A 14902-nucleotide genomic window follows, 5' to 3' on the forward strand; every position below is an offset into this window, starting at 1 on the left:
GCGACTGCGTTAAGCGATGACCAGAGTGTAAGAAGGCAGAGCAGAAGCTACCGGCCAAGTGCTTCTGAATTTCGGACAGAGTAGCGGTGGGGTCAGCTTGCAGGATCGATGACCGGGTACTGGGAGGGCGCCACGCCCAGCTCGCGGCGGAACATGTCACTGAAACTGCTGGGCGAATAGCCCATGGAGCGGGCGATGGTGTTGACCGGGACACCCTGAATGATCTCGGCAACCGACGTCGCCAGCTGCACCTGCCGCCGCCACTCGGCGAAGCCCATCCCCAGCACCGCCTGGAACAGCCGAGAGAGCGTTCGCACGCTGGCGCCGGCATTTTCAGCATGCTGCTCGAAGGACACATCGATGGAGGGCTCGATCATCACCGCCTGACAGACGTTCATGAGCCTGCGGTCGCTGTCATCCGGCATCGGCACCTTGAGCAGCGAACGCCGGGCGCGCTGGAGTTCGAGCAAAGCCAGGTTAGCCACAGCATCGTAGTAGGCGGAAACCTTGTCCTGCTCCGCGACCAGGCTCACGATCAACTCGCGCAGCAGGCGTCCGACCTCCAGCACCTGAACGGTAGGGTCGAGGGTGACGGCGAGTGTCGGGCGCAGGTAGATGTTGCGCATCTCCAGGTCCGACACCACACGGATGCCATGTGGTACGCCCGGCGGCAACCACACCGCGCGCTGCGGCGGCACTACCAGCGCTTCATTGGGGGTTTCCACCCACATCACACCCGACATGGCATACAGCACCTGGCCCCACTCATGCTCGTGGGGCTCGATGTACAGCCCACGCGGGTAGGTCCGTGACAAAGGCTGCACAGGGACGGCGGTATCGGAGAGGTCGGGTGGCGCGGCAAGTGCCATGGTCAAACCGGCTGAAAGGGTGGTGCGGCGATGGTAGCGGGAGAGAGGGAGCAATCGCCAGCGCGGCGGATTATCAACCACTGCCATTAAATACGGGATTGGCTTAATTCGTAGGAGCCGGCTTGCTGGCGAACCGTCATGTCAGACACCGCTGCGGTGTCTGACATGATGGTTCGCCAGCAAGCCGGCTCCCGATTTATATCAGCGAGAAGTCTTGGGCATCAGAAGACGTTGATCGGGTAATCCACGAAGATTCGCGTTTCATTACCGCCGACGTTGTACTGATCGACATCGTTGGACACGCGCAGGAACGAGTTGCGCAGGCGCACCGAGAGGTCTTTGACCGGGCCGCTCTGCACCACATAGGTCAGTTGGCTGAACAGTTCACGCTCTTCGCCACGACCACGGCCGCTGCCGTCGTCGATGTTGTCGCCGCGCACGTAGGCCACTCGGTAGCTCAGGCCGGAGGTCACGACAGTGCCCAGGTTCACGCCGTAGCCCACTTGCCACGAACGCTCGTCCTTGCCGTTGAAGTCCGACCAGTACGAGTTGGCCAGGTAAATGGTGTTGCCACCATCGCCGGTGCCGCCTGCGTTGCGATAGCCGCCATAGGTGTAGCCGGTCTCGCCCGTGCTGCGCTGATGCGCGAGGGTGAACGAGTGAATGCCCACGGCCCATGTCGCGGCCAGGCTCCAAATCTTGTTGTCGCGGGCGTCGTCGACCGCGAAGTCCTTGTCCAGCTTGGTCTTGTAGCCATTGAAGTCGAAGGTCAGTGACTGATCTTTCGGCATGGCCCAGACATAGTTCACGTTCACGTACTGCTTCTTCAGCACGTCCTCGTCATCGGAGGCGTAGAACGCCGCGGTGAGCGCGTCGCTGAATTTGTAGCTGCCGCCGTAGACGTTGATGCTCTTCAGGTCGCCACTGTCGCGGCCTTCAGCACTCTTGCGGGTCTCGGCGGTGAAGCGGCCGGCCACCAGCGTGAGGTCCTTGATTTCTTTGGAGGTAATCATCGTGCCGGTGTAGGACTCAGGCAGCAGGCGCGAGTTGTCGTAATTCAGAACTGGTAGTTCCGGCATCATGTCGCCGTACTTCAGTTCGGTGTTCGACACACGGAATTTTACCGCGCCGCCGAAGCGCGACAGGTCGTCAGCAGCATTGCCGCTGTCGCCCTGCTTGAAAAAGTCGATACCGCCCGCGCCGCTCTTGCCCTTGCCGCCATCCAGACGCGCCGCGTACAGACCGAAGGCATCAACGCCGACGCCGACTACGCCCTGGGTGAAACCGGAGGAATAGCCGGCCATGAACGCCTGGCCCCACTCGGAGCGGTCTTGCGGTCCATTTTTGTAGTCACGGTTGATGTAGGCGTTGCGCAGGTTGATCTTCAAGCTGCTGTCTTCAACAAAGCCTTTGGAATCTGCCTGACCGTCCGCCATGGCGTGAGTGGCGGCGAGGATGCCCAGAGTGAGCAGGCCGATACGCTGTTTCATCGTGTTGTCCTTGTGAGCGGATTAATCGCGCGCTGTGGCAAATACCCGGTGGGGCAATTGCGTCCCCGGGACTTGAACAGTCCCGGAAGCCCGCACGAAATCATCGCAGTGGACGACTGATGCACGTACATGGCGCCTGGCCACAGGCGGTGGAGGCGCGAATCCTATCCGCGGCCTATCGGGGTGTCAATTTGATGGAAACCAAACTGAGGCAGGCCAGGCCCTGGTGCCTGCACCCACTCTGTGATCAGCGCTGCAGCACGCCCACCAGTGCTTCGATCTCCGCGTCAGTGATCAATCCGCAGGGATAACGCTTTGACAGCGTTTCGCGGAAGTCCCCGGCCTGAGCCAGGGCTTGCGCATCGTGCATGCGCTCCGTCGGGATCTGGGTCGTCCTTAACCAGTCCGCCATCATCTGCCGTGCTTCACTGCTCGCAGAAAAACCTCGAGTCACTCGCAACTCATGACCTGCGTTCATAAGGACAACCTCTTATGTCGTGGACTGCGAAATCTACGGAGCTTTTGTGACAGACGGACTAACCGGAAAGGACATTGCGCCGAATCGGGATCCATCGCATGACGGCCAGCGGTGAGGCGTCCGCCCATAAAAAAGCCCATCGTCTGATGGGCTTGATAACAGCAAGAAGTGAACCAACTCAGCTGCGATGGGGTGCCGGTTGCTGCTGAGTCAGGCAGTGAATGTTGCCACCGCCGAGGAGCATTTCACGCCCCGGCACCATCACCACCTCGTGTTCCGGGAACAACTGCTGCAGGATCTGCCGGGCCGTGTCATCCATCGGATCGTCGAAACAGGGAGCAATGATGCCGCCATTGACGATCAGAAAGTTCACGTACGAACCGGCCAGGCGCACCGATGGGTTGCGCTCCTGGCTGCCATGCACCTGATCCACTCCGGCACACTCTTCTTCGGTGGCAAACAACGGTCCCGGGATTGGCATCTTGTGCACGACGAACGGACGTCCCTTGGCGTCGCGAGCATTTTCCAGCACGGTCATGGCCGCCTGGCAGCGCGAAAAATTGGGGTCTTTCGGATCATCTGTCCAGGCGAGTAACACTTCACCGGGGCGTACGTAGCAGCAAAAGTTGTCCACATGGCCGTCGGTCTCGTCGTTGTACAGACCGTCAGGCAACCAGATGATCTTCTCGACCGACAAGTGATCACGCAACACGGCTTCGATGTCTTCGCGGGACAGGTGCGGATTGCGGTTGGTATTGAGCAGACACTCTTCTGTGGTGATGAGCGTGCCCTCGCCGTCTACGTGGATCGAGCCGCCTTCGAGCACGAAGTCATCGGTGACGTAGCGTGGGCAGCGTTCGATTTCCAGCACTTTGCTGGCGACCTGTTCATCCAGGTTCCAGGGGGCGTACAGCCCGCCGTTGAAGCCGCCCCAGGCATTGAAGCCCCAATCGACGCCCCGTACTTCACCGTCGTTGTTGATGACGAAGGTCGGCCCGGTGTCACGCACCCAGGCGTCGTTATTGCTGATCTCGACGACGCGGATATTCGGTACGTTCAGTCGCGCACGGGCGTTGTCGTACTGGGCAGCGGATACGCCGACAGTGACCGGCTCGAAGCGGGCGATGGCCTTGGCCAGAGCGACGTGGTCGTTCTGCACCGGCTTGCCGCCCAGGCGCCAGTTGTCCGGGCGCTCTGGCCAGACCATCCAGATTTGCGTTTGCGGCGCCCATTCGGCTGGCATGTAGAAGCCATCGACGCGGGGGGGGCTGTTGAGAGTAGTCACAGTAATCAGAACTCCATGAACGACGAAGACGCCCAGGCCTGCGAAGAAGACCTGCCAGACGATAAAAATCGAATTTAAACACAGTTAACCGGAATTTGCCGCGCCAGCCAGTAAAATTAGCCGATATTTATCGGCTATTAACGGAAGGTGTCTGCTGCCTTAACCCTCCAGCTCACTCAGCACTCTGGACACGCTGTCGACGAAGAAGTCCACGCTGCGCCGAGTGGTGACCATGGGCGGTTTGATCTTGAGGACATTGAGGTAGTCCCCAGTCGGCTGCATGAAGATACCCAGCTCACGTAGCCGATCACACAGGTAAGTCGTTTCCTCGGTGGCAGGTTCCAGCGTCTGGCGGTCGCGCACCAGCTCAAGGCCCAGATAAAAGCCGGAGCCGTGGGCCGCCCCTGCGAGCGGATGCTTATCGATCAGCGCCAGCAAGCGGTCCTTGAAGTAGTCGCCCACCACTCGTGCGTTTTCCCACAGTTTTTCTTCTTCCATGACATCGAGTACGGCCATGCCGATGCGGCAACTGACAGGGCTGCCGCCCGACGACGAAAAGAAATACCCTTCGGCTTCCAACGCTTCGGCAATGTCGCGGCGGGTGATGACGGCACCCAGCGGATGCCCGTTGCCCATTCCCTTGGCCATGGTGATGATGTCCGGCACCACGCCCTGCTCTTCGAAACCCCAGAAGTAGTGGCCCAGACGGCCGTAGCCCACCTGGACCTCGTCGGCGATGCACACGCCGCCATGGGCACGGACCTTGGCGTAGACCTGTTGCAAATAACCTGGCGGCAGGGAGATCCCGCCCGCGTTGCCGTACACCGGTTCGCAGATGAAGCCGGCCAACTGGCGCCCCTTCTCCGCCAGCGCATGCAGATGAGCCTCCACGCTGCGCAGGTAAAACGGCGTACTGTCTGCCCCACGAAACTCACCGCGATAGGTGTTCGGCGCGACCACCGGATGCACCCACTCCGGACGCGTGCTCAAGGCTTGCGGGTTGTCGGCGATAGACGTGGAAATCGCATCGGTCGCCACTGACCAGCCGTGATAAGCCTCTAGTACGCTCAGGACATCTCGACCACCGCTGTAGGCCCATGCCAGACGAATGGCCAGATCATTCGCCTCGGTACCGCTGTTGACCAGAAACACCCGATCCATGCCGGCAGGCGCCAGCTTCAACAGTCGCTCGGAAAACTCGGCAACGCTCGCGTAATGAAAACGCGAGTTGGTGTTCAGCAGCGACCACTGCTGCGCCGCGACCTGGGCCATGCGCGGATGGCCGTGACCCAGCACCGCTACGTTGTTGAGCATGTCCAGATACGAGCGACCGTGCATGTCGATCAAATGGTTGCGCCAGCCGCGCTCGATCTGCGGCGGGGCCTGGTAATAATATTTTTGCGAACGGGCAAAACTGGCATCGCGCCGGGCAAGCAACGCAGCGGCATCTGCCAATGCAGGCGCATCGCAATCGAACCCCAGCAGCCCCTTGGGCGAGGGACACAGCGCACGCCAGGCCGCCGATTTTGAGGGCGCGGTAAACAGCGGCGGGCTCACGTCCGGTTCGGAGCAGAATTGCACGATCAATGCACCGCTGCTTCGCCCGATCACAGCGCCTGCATCGAACTCGGCGGCATCGGAGCCGGAATCGCACTGCACGCCCCACAGTCGCAGGCTCCATTCAGCGTTCACCAGCAACAGCGCGCCATCTGCGGTAAGACGCAGGCGTCCCTCAAAAGGCGCATGGACAGGTGTGCCGAGAGGGATATGCAATTCAGTGTGCAGCGCAAAAGTGTCCGGCTCCTTTGCGAAGTCGGGCAACGTGCGGGACAGTCGGTACTCACCGTAACGACTCGCGGCCAAGCCGTCGCGTTGTGCCGCCTCGGCAAGCAGACGTTCGTCGACCCCGCCGAGCTCCCAATTGCCGGCCACAAAGTTCTCGCTCAGCACCCCTAGGTCGACGAGGGTAAACGCTTGCCCGCTCAAGCTTGGCAGCAGCGCAGAAAACGCGGGCTCCTGGTCGGCTGCTTCCGACTCACCCACAGCGTTCAGAATCGCAGCCTCCATCAGGGCGATGGGCACCGATGTGGCAACATCGAAAATATTCCACTCACTCGCCAGGTTCGCCTGAATGTAAGCGTTATCCGGTTCGATGCTTGCCTGTTGCTCGCTGCCTAACACCAGGACGGCCGAACGGGCGACGATCAATGGCCACAGCGCCAGAAGCTCCTCGCTTTGCAGCGGATTAATACGGTGATAAGCCTGAACCGCGGACAGGATGAAGAACGGATCGCCGTCGGCATGGTGCAGCAGCGCAGCGCAGGTCACCGAGAGCTCCGCGATTCGCCAGGTGCGAACCAGATCGCCGAAATCGATCAGGCCTTGCAACTGCCATTGGCGATGGTCATCTCGCGACCAGACCACGTTGTACTCGGTGATGTCCATGTGGATGGCTTGCGTTGGGAGAGACGCTTCCAGCGGCAGTAAATAAGCCTGCGCTTGCTCGGCTGCCTCGGCGATGCAGGCACGCTTGTCCGCATCGGTGATGACCGGCAGCAGGTGCTCGATCAACGCGAAGGCGTGGCGCGGGTCCCATTGCAGCACCCGCTCCAGGCCTGGATGCTCGAATCCGGCCAGTGCCACATCGACATGGGCGCAGAGCTGCGCCAGGCCTGTCACGATATGCCGGTCCAGATGCGCGACGTAGGCCAGCGAGTGTCCGTCGATGAACTCAAGCAGGCGCAGATGCACCGGCTTGCCGTTGTGCTCGATGGTTAAAAGATCGTCGCCGTTCAGCGCAGGCATCACCGCCGGGACTCGCACCGACGGCACACCGCTCAAGTGACGCAGCGCAGCATGCTGGGCCTCAAGCTCGGTCGTCGCGTAATCACCGTGGCAGATTTTCAACACGAACCGGCGACCATCGCCCGCGTCCAGTCGGAAGTTGCAGTCCTGATGACTGCCCAGCGCTTTCAAAGCCCCTGCCAGCCCGTAATGCGTCGTCAGCCATTCGGCAGCCTGCGCTGCATCCACATCCGGGCATGGCAGACTGGAGCGACGGATCAAGGTATCGAGTGGCAGCGACATGGAAAGGTCCTTAAAGAGTGGCCTGAACACTATCGCCAGTTGCGCAGCCGTTAATCAACCCCTGGGAGCCGGCGTCAACAAACCCTCGCCCCGGCCGATAAACCCTCGAGCCGTTAAGCAGGTGAAACACCTGCGGCGGTTTTATGGCGCTAATTGCGATGGGCCATCAATTAATATCATCGCCTGTGGGCGGTTTGCTCCTTGCGCGAGGCGGCGACGCCCCACAAGCTATGCCTCATCGTCTTACATCTTTCCAGGGAAGAAGGCTTACCCATGCGAATTCTTGTTACTGGTGGCGCCGGCTTCATCGGCTCCGCACTGATCCGTCATCTGATCAACAACACCGAGCACGACGTACTCAATTTCGACAAGCTGACCTACGCAGGCAATCTTGAGTCGCTGCAGGGCGTTGCCACTAACACCCGCTATGAGTTCGTGCAAAAGGACATCGTTGACCAGGCAGCCGTGAGCGAAGTGCTTGCGCGCTTCAAGCCTGACGCAATCATGCACCTGGCGGCCGAATCCCACGTCGACCGTTCCATCGACGGCCCGTCGGAGTTCATTCAGACCAATATCGTCGGCACCTACAGCCTGCTGGAAGCGACCCGCAGTTACTGGCTGGCCTTGCCAGAAGACGAGCGTGCGGCGTTCCGCTTCCACCACATCTCCACCGACGAAGTGTATGGCGACCTGCATGGCGTGGACGACCTGTTCACCGAAACCACCCCTTATGCACCAAGCTCGCCTTACTCGGCCAGCAAAGCGGCGTCGGACCATCTGGTTCGCGCCTGGCAGCGTACGTACGGTCTGCCGGTGGTGGTCACCAACTGCTCGAACAACTACGGCCCGTTTCATTTCCCCGAGAAGCTCATCCCTCTGGTGATTCTCAACGCACTGGCCGGGAAGAAACTGCCGGTGTATGGCAACGGCCTGCAAGTACGCGACTGGCTGTTCGTCGAAGATCACGCCCGCGCGCTGCTCAAGGTTGTCACCGAGGGCAAGGTCGGCGAGACCTACAACATCGGCGGTCACAACGAACAAAAGAACATCGACGTCGTTCGCGGTATCTGTGCGCTGCTCGAAGAGCTGGCGCCTGAACAGCGTAAAGGCGTGGCCAACTATGCGGACTTGATCACCTACGTGACCGACCGCCCTGGCCATGACATGCGCTACGCTATCGACGCCAGCAAAATTGAACGCGAACTGGGCTGGACACCGGAAGAGACATTCGAGTCCGGCCTGCGCAAAACCGTGCAGTGGTACCTCGACAACCTCGAATGGTGTCGCAACGTGCAAGACGGCAGTTATCAGGGCGAACGCCTGGGCACCAACGTGAAGGAACTGATCGCATGACAAAGGGAATTATTCTGGCTGGCGGTTCGGGCACGCGCCTGCACCCGATCACCCTCGGGGTCTCGAAACAGCTGCTGCCAATCTACGACAAGCCGATGATCTACTACCCGATCTCCGTGCTGATGCTGGCCGGCATCAAAGACATCCTGGTGATTTCCACTCCGCTCGACCTGCCGCAATACAAGGCACTGCTCGGCGATGGCAGCCAGTTCGGCGTGCACTTTCACTATGCCGAGCAGCCCAAGCCGGACGGGCTGGCGCAAGCGTTTCTGATTGGTGAAGAGTTCATCGGCGATGACTCGGTGTGCCTGATTCTGGGCGACAACATCTTCCACGGTCAGCATTTCAGCGAGCAGCTCAAACGCGCGGCGGACAACACGTCAGGCGCGACCGTGTTCGGTTACTGGGTCAAGGATCCAGAGCGCTTCGGCGTGATCGATTTCGATGAGAACGGCCACGCGCTGTCCATCGAAGAAAAACCCAAGGCGCCCAAATCCAGTTACGCCGTGACCGGTCTGTACTTCTACGACAACGAAGTCATCCAGATCGCCAAGGACGTCAAACCGTCCCCGCGGGGTGAGCTGGAAATTACCGACGTCAACAATGCCTATCTCAAGCGTGGCGACCTGCGCGTCGAGCGCTTCGGTCGCGGTTTTGCCTGGCTCGATACCGGCACCCACGACAGCTTGCTGGAGGCATCCCAGTACGTGCAGACCATCGAGCACCGTCAGGGCTTGAAGGTCGCCTGCCTGGAAGAAATCGCTTACCAGAACGGCTGGATTGACCGCGCCCACCTGTTGAACCGTGCTGACTATTTCGGCAAGACCGGTTACGGTCAGTACCTGTTCAAGATCGCAGGGGAAAATCAGTGAAAGTCGTCACCAGTGAGTTGCCTGAAGTCCTCATCATCGAACCTAAAGTGTTCGGCGATGAGCGAGGCTTCTTCTACGAAAGCTTCAACGCCCGTGCCTTTGCCGAGGCCACCGGGGTAAGTGATGCGTTCGTACAGGACAATCACTCACGTTCGCAAAAAGGCGTGCTGCGCGGCCTGCATTACCAGATCGAAAACCCTCAGGGCAAACTCGTGCGAGTAACCGCTGGGCGCGTGCTGGACATCGCTGTGGACATTCGCCGCAGCTCGCCACATTTCGGCAAATGGTTCGGCCTCGAACTGTCTGCCGAGAATGCGCGTCAGCTGTGGATTCCGAAGGGCTTTGCTCACGGTTTCGTGGTGCTGAGCGACTATGCAGAATTCCTCTACAAGACCACCGATTACTACACGCCGTCTGCTGAACGCTGCATTCGTTGGGACGATCCGGATCTGGCCATTGACTGGGGCCTGGACGAGGCGCCGCAGTTATCGGCCAAGGATCAGGTGGGCAAAAGCCTGAAAGAAGCGGACCTGTTTCCATGAATGCGCCCCTGCGGATTCTGATCAGCGGGCAGCACGGCCAAGTGTCCCAGGCGCTGCAACAGCGCCTGCAGCACTTGGGCGAGCTGATCGTGCTGGGCCGCGACCACCTCGACCTGAGCCAGCCAGAATCCATTCGGCCGGTGGTTCGGGACGTGAAGCCGGATCTGATCATCAATGCGGCCGCTCATACGGCTGTGGATCAGGCTGAAAGCGAGCCGGAACTGGCGTTTGCCATCAACGCCCTGTCTCCGGGAGTGTTTGCAGAGGAGGCCGCTGCACTGGGCATTCCGCTGATCCACTACTCCACCGACTACGTGTTCGACGGCAGCAAGCAAGGCTTGTGGACCGAATCCGACGAGCCTAACCCGCTGGGTGTTTACGGCAGCAGCAAGCTTGCCGGCGAGCAGGCAATCGCAGCAGTCGGCGGACAGCACCTGATTTTGCGCACCAGCTGGGTGTATTCCCTGACCGGGCGCAACTTTTTGCTGACCATGCAGCGTTTGTTGCAAGAGCGCGACAAACTGACGATCGTTGCGGATCAGATCGGCGCGCCCACGTGGTCCGGCACCATCGCCGCCAGCACACTTGGGCTGATCGAGCGTTGGCGTGACGGAACGCCAGGGGCATGGGGCGTCTATCATCTGACGGCCAGCGGAGAGACCTCGTGGTTTGGCTTCGCACAGGCGATTGGTCAGCAATTGATCAAGCGCGGCAAACCGTGCGCAGCGCTCGAACCCATCCCTTCGAGTACGTACCCGACGCCCGCCGCCCGTCCGCTCAATTCGCGCCTGGATTGCAGCCGCTTGCAGCGTGAATGGGGCGTCAGCCAGCCCGACTGGCACGATGCGTTGCTGGAGTGCTTAGCGCTGCAGCGGTAGGCATAATGGGCCGACTCGATGTCGAGCGGCTGCGACCGACTGGATCGTCCGCAGCCGCCCTGCATCGCAACGAACCCACCGGCGATTCCATGATCAGCACGCACACCCTTCCCCGCCGCCCCCGCTGGCGCAGCCTTGCTCTGTTGGCGCTGATCCTCGCCCCGCTGTTGTGGCCGCTCGAACGCCTGGCCGAACACTATTACCGCAATGAACTGCTAAGCCAGAACCGGCAAACGCTGGACCTGTACGTCGCCAACCTGCTGGGCACGCTGCATCGCTATGAGGTCCTGCCACAGATTCTCGGCGACCTGCCCGGTTTGCGCGCGACCCTGGCAAACCCGCAGAACACCCAGGCTCAAGCCGAAGCCAATGTGCTGCTGATGAACACCGCCCGCCAGACCGGCGCAGAAGTGATCTACCTGATGGCACCCAACGGCGACACCCTGGCCGCCTCGAACTGGGACAAGCGCGACAGCTTCGTGGGCCGCAACTTCGCCTTCCGCCCGTATTTCAGCAACGCCATGGCCGGCAACCTGGGTCGCTTCTTTGGCCTTGGCACGACGTCGGCCAAGCGCGGTTATTTCTTTGCTGCGGCCGTGCGCGATGGCGACACGGTGATCGGTGTGCTGGTGGTCAAGGTCGACCTGGACCTCACCGAAACCCTGTGGGGCAAAACGCCGGAACAACTGCTGGTCACCGACCACAACGGGGTGGTGATCCTCACCTCCAACCCGGCGTGGCGTTTTCGCGCCACACGGCCGCTCAGCGAAGAAGAAAAGCAGGCCATCGTCGCCATCCAGCCCTACCCGACCCGGGACCCGCGCCCGCTGCAGCTGGATGAAAACGGCTGGCTGAAGCAAACCCAACAGATCGACGAGACCGGCTGGAGCGTCAATATCCTCGCCCCGCAAGTGCTGGTCTCCAGGCCGGTGAGAACCGTGGTAGCCATTGGCGGCGCGACATTGCTGGTGCTGATGCTCTTGCTGGGGCTGATGATGCAGCGTCGACGGCATTACCTGGACCGCATCAACTTCGAGGCCAAGGCGCGGCGCGAGCTGGAGGTGCGTGTGGCCGAACGGACGCGTGACCTGGAGGGGGTCAACCAGCGCCTGCGTCAGGAGGTACTGGAGCGCGAACAGGCGCAGCAAGAGCTTTTCCGCGCCCAGGATGAACTGGTTCAGGCGGGCAAGCTGTCGGCGCTGGGCACCATGTCCGCAAGCATCAGCCACGAGCTCAATCAGCCGCTGGCGGCGATTCGCAGCTACGCCGAAAACGCCGAGGTGCTGCTCGATCATCAGCGCACGGAAGACGCACGCGGCAACCTCAAGCTGATCAGTGAACTCACCGGGCGCATGGCGTCGATCATCGCGCACCTGCGCGCCTTTGCCCGACGCGACCGTCACGCACCCGAAAGCGTGGCGCTGCAACCGGCGCTGGATGACGCACTCGCCCTGCTCGCCAAACGGCGGCGAGGCATGGAAGTGGAGTTGATCCGTGACCTGCCGGCCGCGACATTGTGGGTGCAGGCCGGCGAAACGCGTTTGCGTCAGGTGCTGGGCAATCTATTGGCCAATGCGCTGGATGCGCTGACCGAGAAAGGCCCGCCGCGCAAACTGTGGATCAGTGCCGCGTATAACGCCGAAGAGGTCAGCCTGTACATCCGGGACAATGGCCCGGGGTTTTCAAAAGAGGCGTTGGAGCATGCGCGCGAACCGTTCTTTACCACCAAGACGCGGACTCAGGGACTAGGCCTGGGCCTGGCTATTTGCGATACGCTGATGCGCGCACTGGGCGGCGAATTGTTGTTCGCCAATCATCCGGAAGGCGGCGCACTGCTGACGTTGCGCATGCGCACGGGCGCCTCGGGCGTCAACCTTCAACCGTCAGAGGACCTATCTGCATGAGCACCGAGACCGCCATCGACAGCCGGATTCAGGTGGTGCTGATCGATGACGACCCGCATTTGCGTCAGGCACTGAGTCAGACGCTGGACCTGGCAGGACTGAAAATCCTGCCGCTCAGTGATGCCAAAGGCCTGCAAGCGCGCATCGACCGCGATTGGCCGGGCGTCATCGTCAGTGACATTCGCATGCCCGGCATCGACGGTCTTGAGCTGCTCGATCAGCTTCACGCCCAAGACCCGGAACTCCCCGTGCTGCTCATCACCGGCCATGGCGACGTGCCGCTTGCCGTACAGGCCATGCGCGCGGGCGCTTACGACTTTCTGGAGAAGCCCTTTGCCAGCGACGCGTTGCTCGACAGCGTGCGCCGGGCAATCGCGCTGCGCCGGCTGGTGCTCGACAACCGCAGCCTGCGGCTTGAACTCAGTGATCGCCAGCAGCTCAGTACCCGACTGGTGGGATTGTCTGCGCCTATCCAACGCCTTCGCGATCAGATCGGCGCCTTGGCGGCCACCAAGGCAGAAGTGTTGATTCTTGGCGAAACCGGCGCCGGCAAAGAGGTCGTCGCCCGGGCATTGCATGATCTGTCCAACAGGCGTAACGGCCCGTTCGTGGCAATCAATGCCGGTGCGCTGGCCGAGTCGGTGGTGGAGAGCGAGTTGTTCGGGCACGAACCGGGCGCCTTTACGGGCGCGCAGAAACGTCGCATCGGCAAATTCGAGTTCGCCAACGGCGGCACGCTGTTTCTGGACGAAATCGAAAGCATGAGCCTGGACGTTCAGGTCAAGCTGCTGCGCTTGTTGCAGGAGCGAGTGGTTGAGCGTCTGGGCGGCAATCAGCAGATTCCCTTGGACATCCGCGTAATCGCAGCCACCAAGGAAGACCTGCGCCAGGCGGCGGATCAGGGTCGGTTCCGTGCCGACTTGTATTACCGCCTCAACGTCGCGCCCTTGCGCATACCGCCGCTGCGCGAGCGTGGCGAAGATGCCCTGGTGCTGTTTCAGCATTTCGCCGACACCGCCAGCCTGCGCCATGGCCTGCCCCGGCATGAACTGCAGCCAGGGCATCGGGCGCTGCTGTTGCGTCACAACTGGCCGGGCAACGTGCGTGAGCTGCAGAACGCCGCCGAGCGCTTTGCGTTGGGGCTTGAGCTGGAACTGGAAGGCGCTGCGCAGCCGGACATGGTGCCGTCCAATGGCGGTTTGAGTGAGCAGGTCGAAGCGTTCGAGCGCGCGTTGATCGCCGCCGAACTGACGCGCCCGCACAGCTCGGTGCGCAGTTTGGCAGAGGCATTGGGCGTGCCCCGCAAAACCCTGCACGACAAGCTGCGCAAGCATGGTTTGACGTTTAACGGCGCGGGGTCGGACGACAATGAATGACTTGCACCACCTGACCGCTGCTGACCTCGAAGCGGTGCTGCATCACGATATTCCGCTTACCCGCGAGATGGGCGTCCAAGTGCTCGGCTGGCAGAACCATCAACTTCGGCTGCGCTTGCCCCTGGCACCGAACATCAACCACAAGAGCACGCTGTTCGGCGGCAGCCTCTACTGCGGCGCCGTGCTGGCAGGCTGGGGCTGGCTGTATTTGCGTCTTAAAGAAGCAGGGATCGATGACGGTCACATCGTGATTCAGGACGGGCAGATCAGCTATCCGCTGCCCGTTAGACGGGATGGAGTCGCGGTGTGCGAGGGCACGGACGAAGCCAGCTGGGAGAAATTCATCAAGCTTTACCAGCGTCGCGGCCGCGCGCGAATGACCCTGAACACCCGGATCATGGCCGAAGGCTCAGAAGAGACGGCTGTGGAATTCGTCGGACAGTTCGTGCTGCACCGGTGACCTGACCGCCTGCATTTTCTGGCCTGGAGGCCGCAGCGTTCGGCGCAAATCAATTGTGGGAGCGCGCTTGCCCGCGGAAGATTTGCCACCAGCGAATCAGAACGTGACACACCCGCAGAGGTTGAGGTATGACGTCCGGAGCCGGCTTGCTGGCGAACGCAATCGCCCAGCGCCACCTGCATTGCCTGACACACCGCGTTCGCCAGCAAGCCGGCTCCTACAGGTTCAATGGCGGGCCTACGTGAGCGATACCCACAGTCGTCAGCAGTCAGCAATGGGCAATCGGCAGTCCCTAGTCCTTAGTCCTT

Annotated in this window: 12 protein-coding genes; 7 read left to right on the top strand and 5 right to left on the bottom strand. The window is 61.2% G+C overall.

Annotated features, from left to right (window positions below; translation table 11 throughout):
- Positions 1 to 92: 92 nt before the first annotated feature.
- The 5 genes from QRN48_RS10090 to QRN48_RS10110 form a co-directional block, all read right to left on the bottom strand.
- Entirely contained in the window at positions 93 to 869 is a 777-nt protein-coding gene (locus tag QRN48_RS10090) for an AraC family transcriptional regulator (RefSeq protein WP_191944081.1), read from the bottom strand.
- Between the two features lie 221 nt (positions 870 to 1090).
- Positions 1091 to 2359, bottom strand: coding sequence for an OprD family porin (locus tag QRN48_RS10095; RefSeq protein ID WP_191944082.1), 1269 nt, complete (start codon positions 2357 to 2359; stop codon positions 1091 to 1093).
- A gap of 247 nt (positions 2360 to 2606) precedes the next feature.
- Entirely contained in the window at positions 2607 to 2837 is a 231-nt protein-coding gene (locus QRN48_RS10100; protein ID WP_081955421.1) for a hypothetical protein, read from the bottom strand.
- A gap of 178 nt (positions 2838 to 3015) precedes the next feature.
- Positions 3016 to 4122: an agmatine deiminase gene (gene aguA / locus QRN48_RS10105; RefSeq protein WP_285350359.1), complete on the bottom strand. Its 1107-nt coding sequence runs from the start codon at positions 4120 to 4122 to the stop codon at positions 3016 to 3018.
- Positions 4123 to 4281: 159 nt separating this feature from the next.
- Positions 4282 to 7203 carry an aminotransferase gene (locus tag QRN48_RS10110; protein WP_285350407.1) on the bottom strand — a complete coding sequence of 974 codons (2922 nt, stop codon included), beginning with the start codon at positions 7201 to 7203 and terminating at the stop codon, positions 4282 to 4284.
- A gap of 279 nt (positions 7204 to 7482) precedes the next feature.
- Between QRN48_RS10110 and rfbB the strand changes: the two genes are divergently transcribed.
- The 7 genes from rfbB to QRN48_RS10145 all read left to right on the top strand — a co-directional run bounded on the left by rfbB (position 7483) and on the right by QRN48_RS10145 (position 14594).
- Positions 7483 to 8562 carry a dTDP-glucose 4,6-dehydratase gene (rfbB, locus tag QRN48_RS10115; protein WP_285350361.1) on the top strand — a complete coding sequence of 360 codons (1080 nt, stop codon included), beginning with the start codon at positions 7483 to 7485 and terminating at the stop codon, positions 8560 to 8562.
- Positions 8559 to 9434: a glucose-1-phosphate thymidylyltransferase RfbA gene (gene rfbA, locus QRN48_RS10120; RefSeq protein WP_037016379.1), complete on the top strand. Its 876-nt coding sequence runs from the start codon at positions 8559 to 8561 to the stop codon at positions 9432 to 9434. Before rfbB ends, rfbA begins: the two co-directional genes overlap by 4 nt.
- Positions 9431 to 9976, top strand: a complete 546-nt coding sequence (gene rfbC / locus QRN48_RS10125; RefSeq protein ID WP_037016381.1) for a dTDP-4-dehydrorhamnose 3,5-epimerase — start codon at positions 9431 to 9433, stop codon at positions 9974 to 9976. The genes rfbA and rfbC overlap by 4 nt, the downstream gene beginning before the upstream one ends.
- Positions 9973 to 10854, top strand: coding sequence for a dTDP-4-dehydrorhamnose reductase (gene rfbD / locus QRN48_RS10130; protein ID WP_285350365.1), 882 nt, complete (start codon positions 9973 to 9975; stop codon positions 10852 to 10854). The genes rfbC and rfbD overlap by 4 nt, the downstream gene beginning before the upstream one ends.
- An 89-nt stretch (positions 10855 to 10943) precedes the next feature.
- Complete coding sequence (locus tag QRN48_RS10135; RefSeq protein ID WP_285350409.1) at positions 10944 to 12758, top strand: sensor histidine kinase; 1815 nt, start codon at positions 10944 to 10946, stop codon at positions 12756 to 12758.
- Positions 12755 to 14134, top strand: coding sequence for a sigma-54-dependent transcriptional regulator (locus QRN48_RS10140; protein ID WP_285350366.1), 1380 nt, complete (start codon positions 12755 to 12757; stop codon positions 14132 to 14134). The genes QRN48_RS10135 and QRN48_RS10140 overlap by 4 nt, the downstream gene beginning before the upstream one ends.
- Complete coding sequence (locus tag QRN48_RS10145) at positions 14127 to 14594, top strand: YiiD C-terminal domain-containing protein (RefSeq protein WP_285350368.1); 468 nt, start codon at positions 14127 to 14129, stop codon at positions 14592 to 14594. The genes QRN48_RS10140 and QRN48_RS10145 overlap by 8 nt, the downstream gene beginning before the upstream one ends.
- Positions 14595 to 14902: the final 308 nt, after the last annotated feature.

The sequence above is a fragment of the Pseudomonas sp. ME-P-057 genome, assembly GCF_030208975.1.
GTDB classification, from domain to species: Bacteria; Pseudomonadota; Gammaproteobacteria; order Pseudomonadales; family Pseudomonadaceae; genus Aquipseudomonas; species Aquipseudomonas lutea.

What these genes read in the sequence shown, in the direction of transcription:
- QRN48_RS10090 (WP_191944081.1), bottom strand. Translation starts at nt 869, where the DNA reads ATGGCACTTGCCGCGCCACCCGACCTCTCCGATACCGCCGTCCCTGTG.
- QRN48_RS10095 (WP_191944082.1), bottom strand. Translation starts at nt 2,359, where the DNA reads ATGAAACAGCGTATCGGCCTGCTCACTCTGGGCATCCTCGCCGCCACT.
- QRN48_RS10100 (WP_081955421.1), bottom strand. Translation starts at nt 2,837, where the DNA reads ATGAACGCAGGTCATGAGTTGCGAGTGACTCGAGGTTTTTCTGCGAGC.
- rfbB (WP_285350361.1), top strand. Translation starts at nt 7,483, where the DNA reads ATGCGAATTCTTGTTACTGGTGGCGCCGGCTTCATCGGCTCCGCACTG.
- rfbA (WP_037016379.1), top strand. Translation starts at nt 8,559, where the DNA reads ATGACAAAGGGAATTATTCTGGCTGGCGGTTCGGGCACGCGCCTGCAC.
- rfbD (WP_285350365.1), top strand. Translation starts at nt 9,973, where the DNA reads ATGAATGCGCCCCTGCGGATTCTGATCAGCGGGCAGCACGGCCAAGTG.
- QRN48_RS10135 (WP_285350409.1), top strand. Translation starts at nt 10,944, where the DNA reads ATGATCAGCACGCACACCCTTCCCCGCCGCCCCCGCTGGCGCAGCCTT.
- QRN48_RS10140 (WP_285350366.1), top strand. Translation starts at nt 12,755, where the DNA reads ATGAGCACCGAGACCGCCATCGACAGCCGGATTCAGGTGGTGCTGATC.
- QRN48_RS10145 (WP_285350368.1), top strand. Translation starts at nt 14,127, where the DNA reads ATGAATGACTTGCACCACCTGACCGCTGCTGACCTCGAAGCGGTGCTG.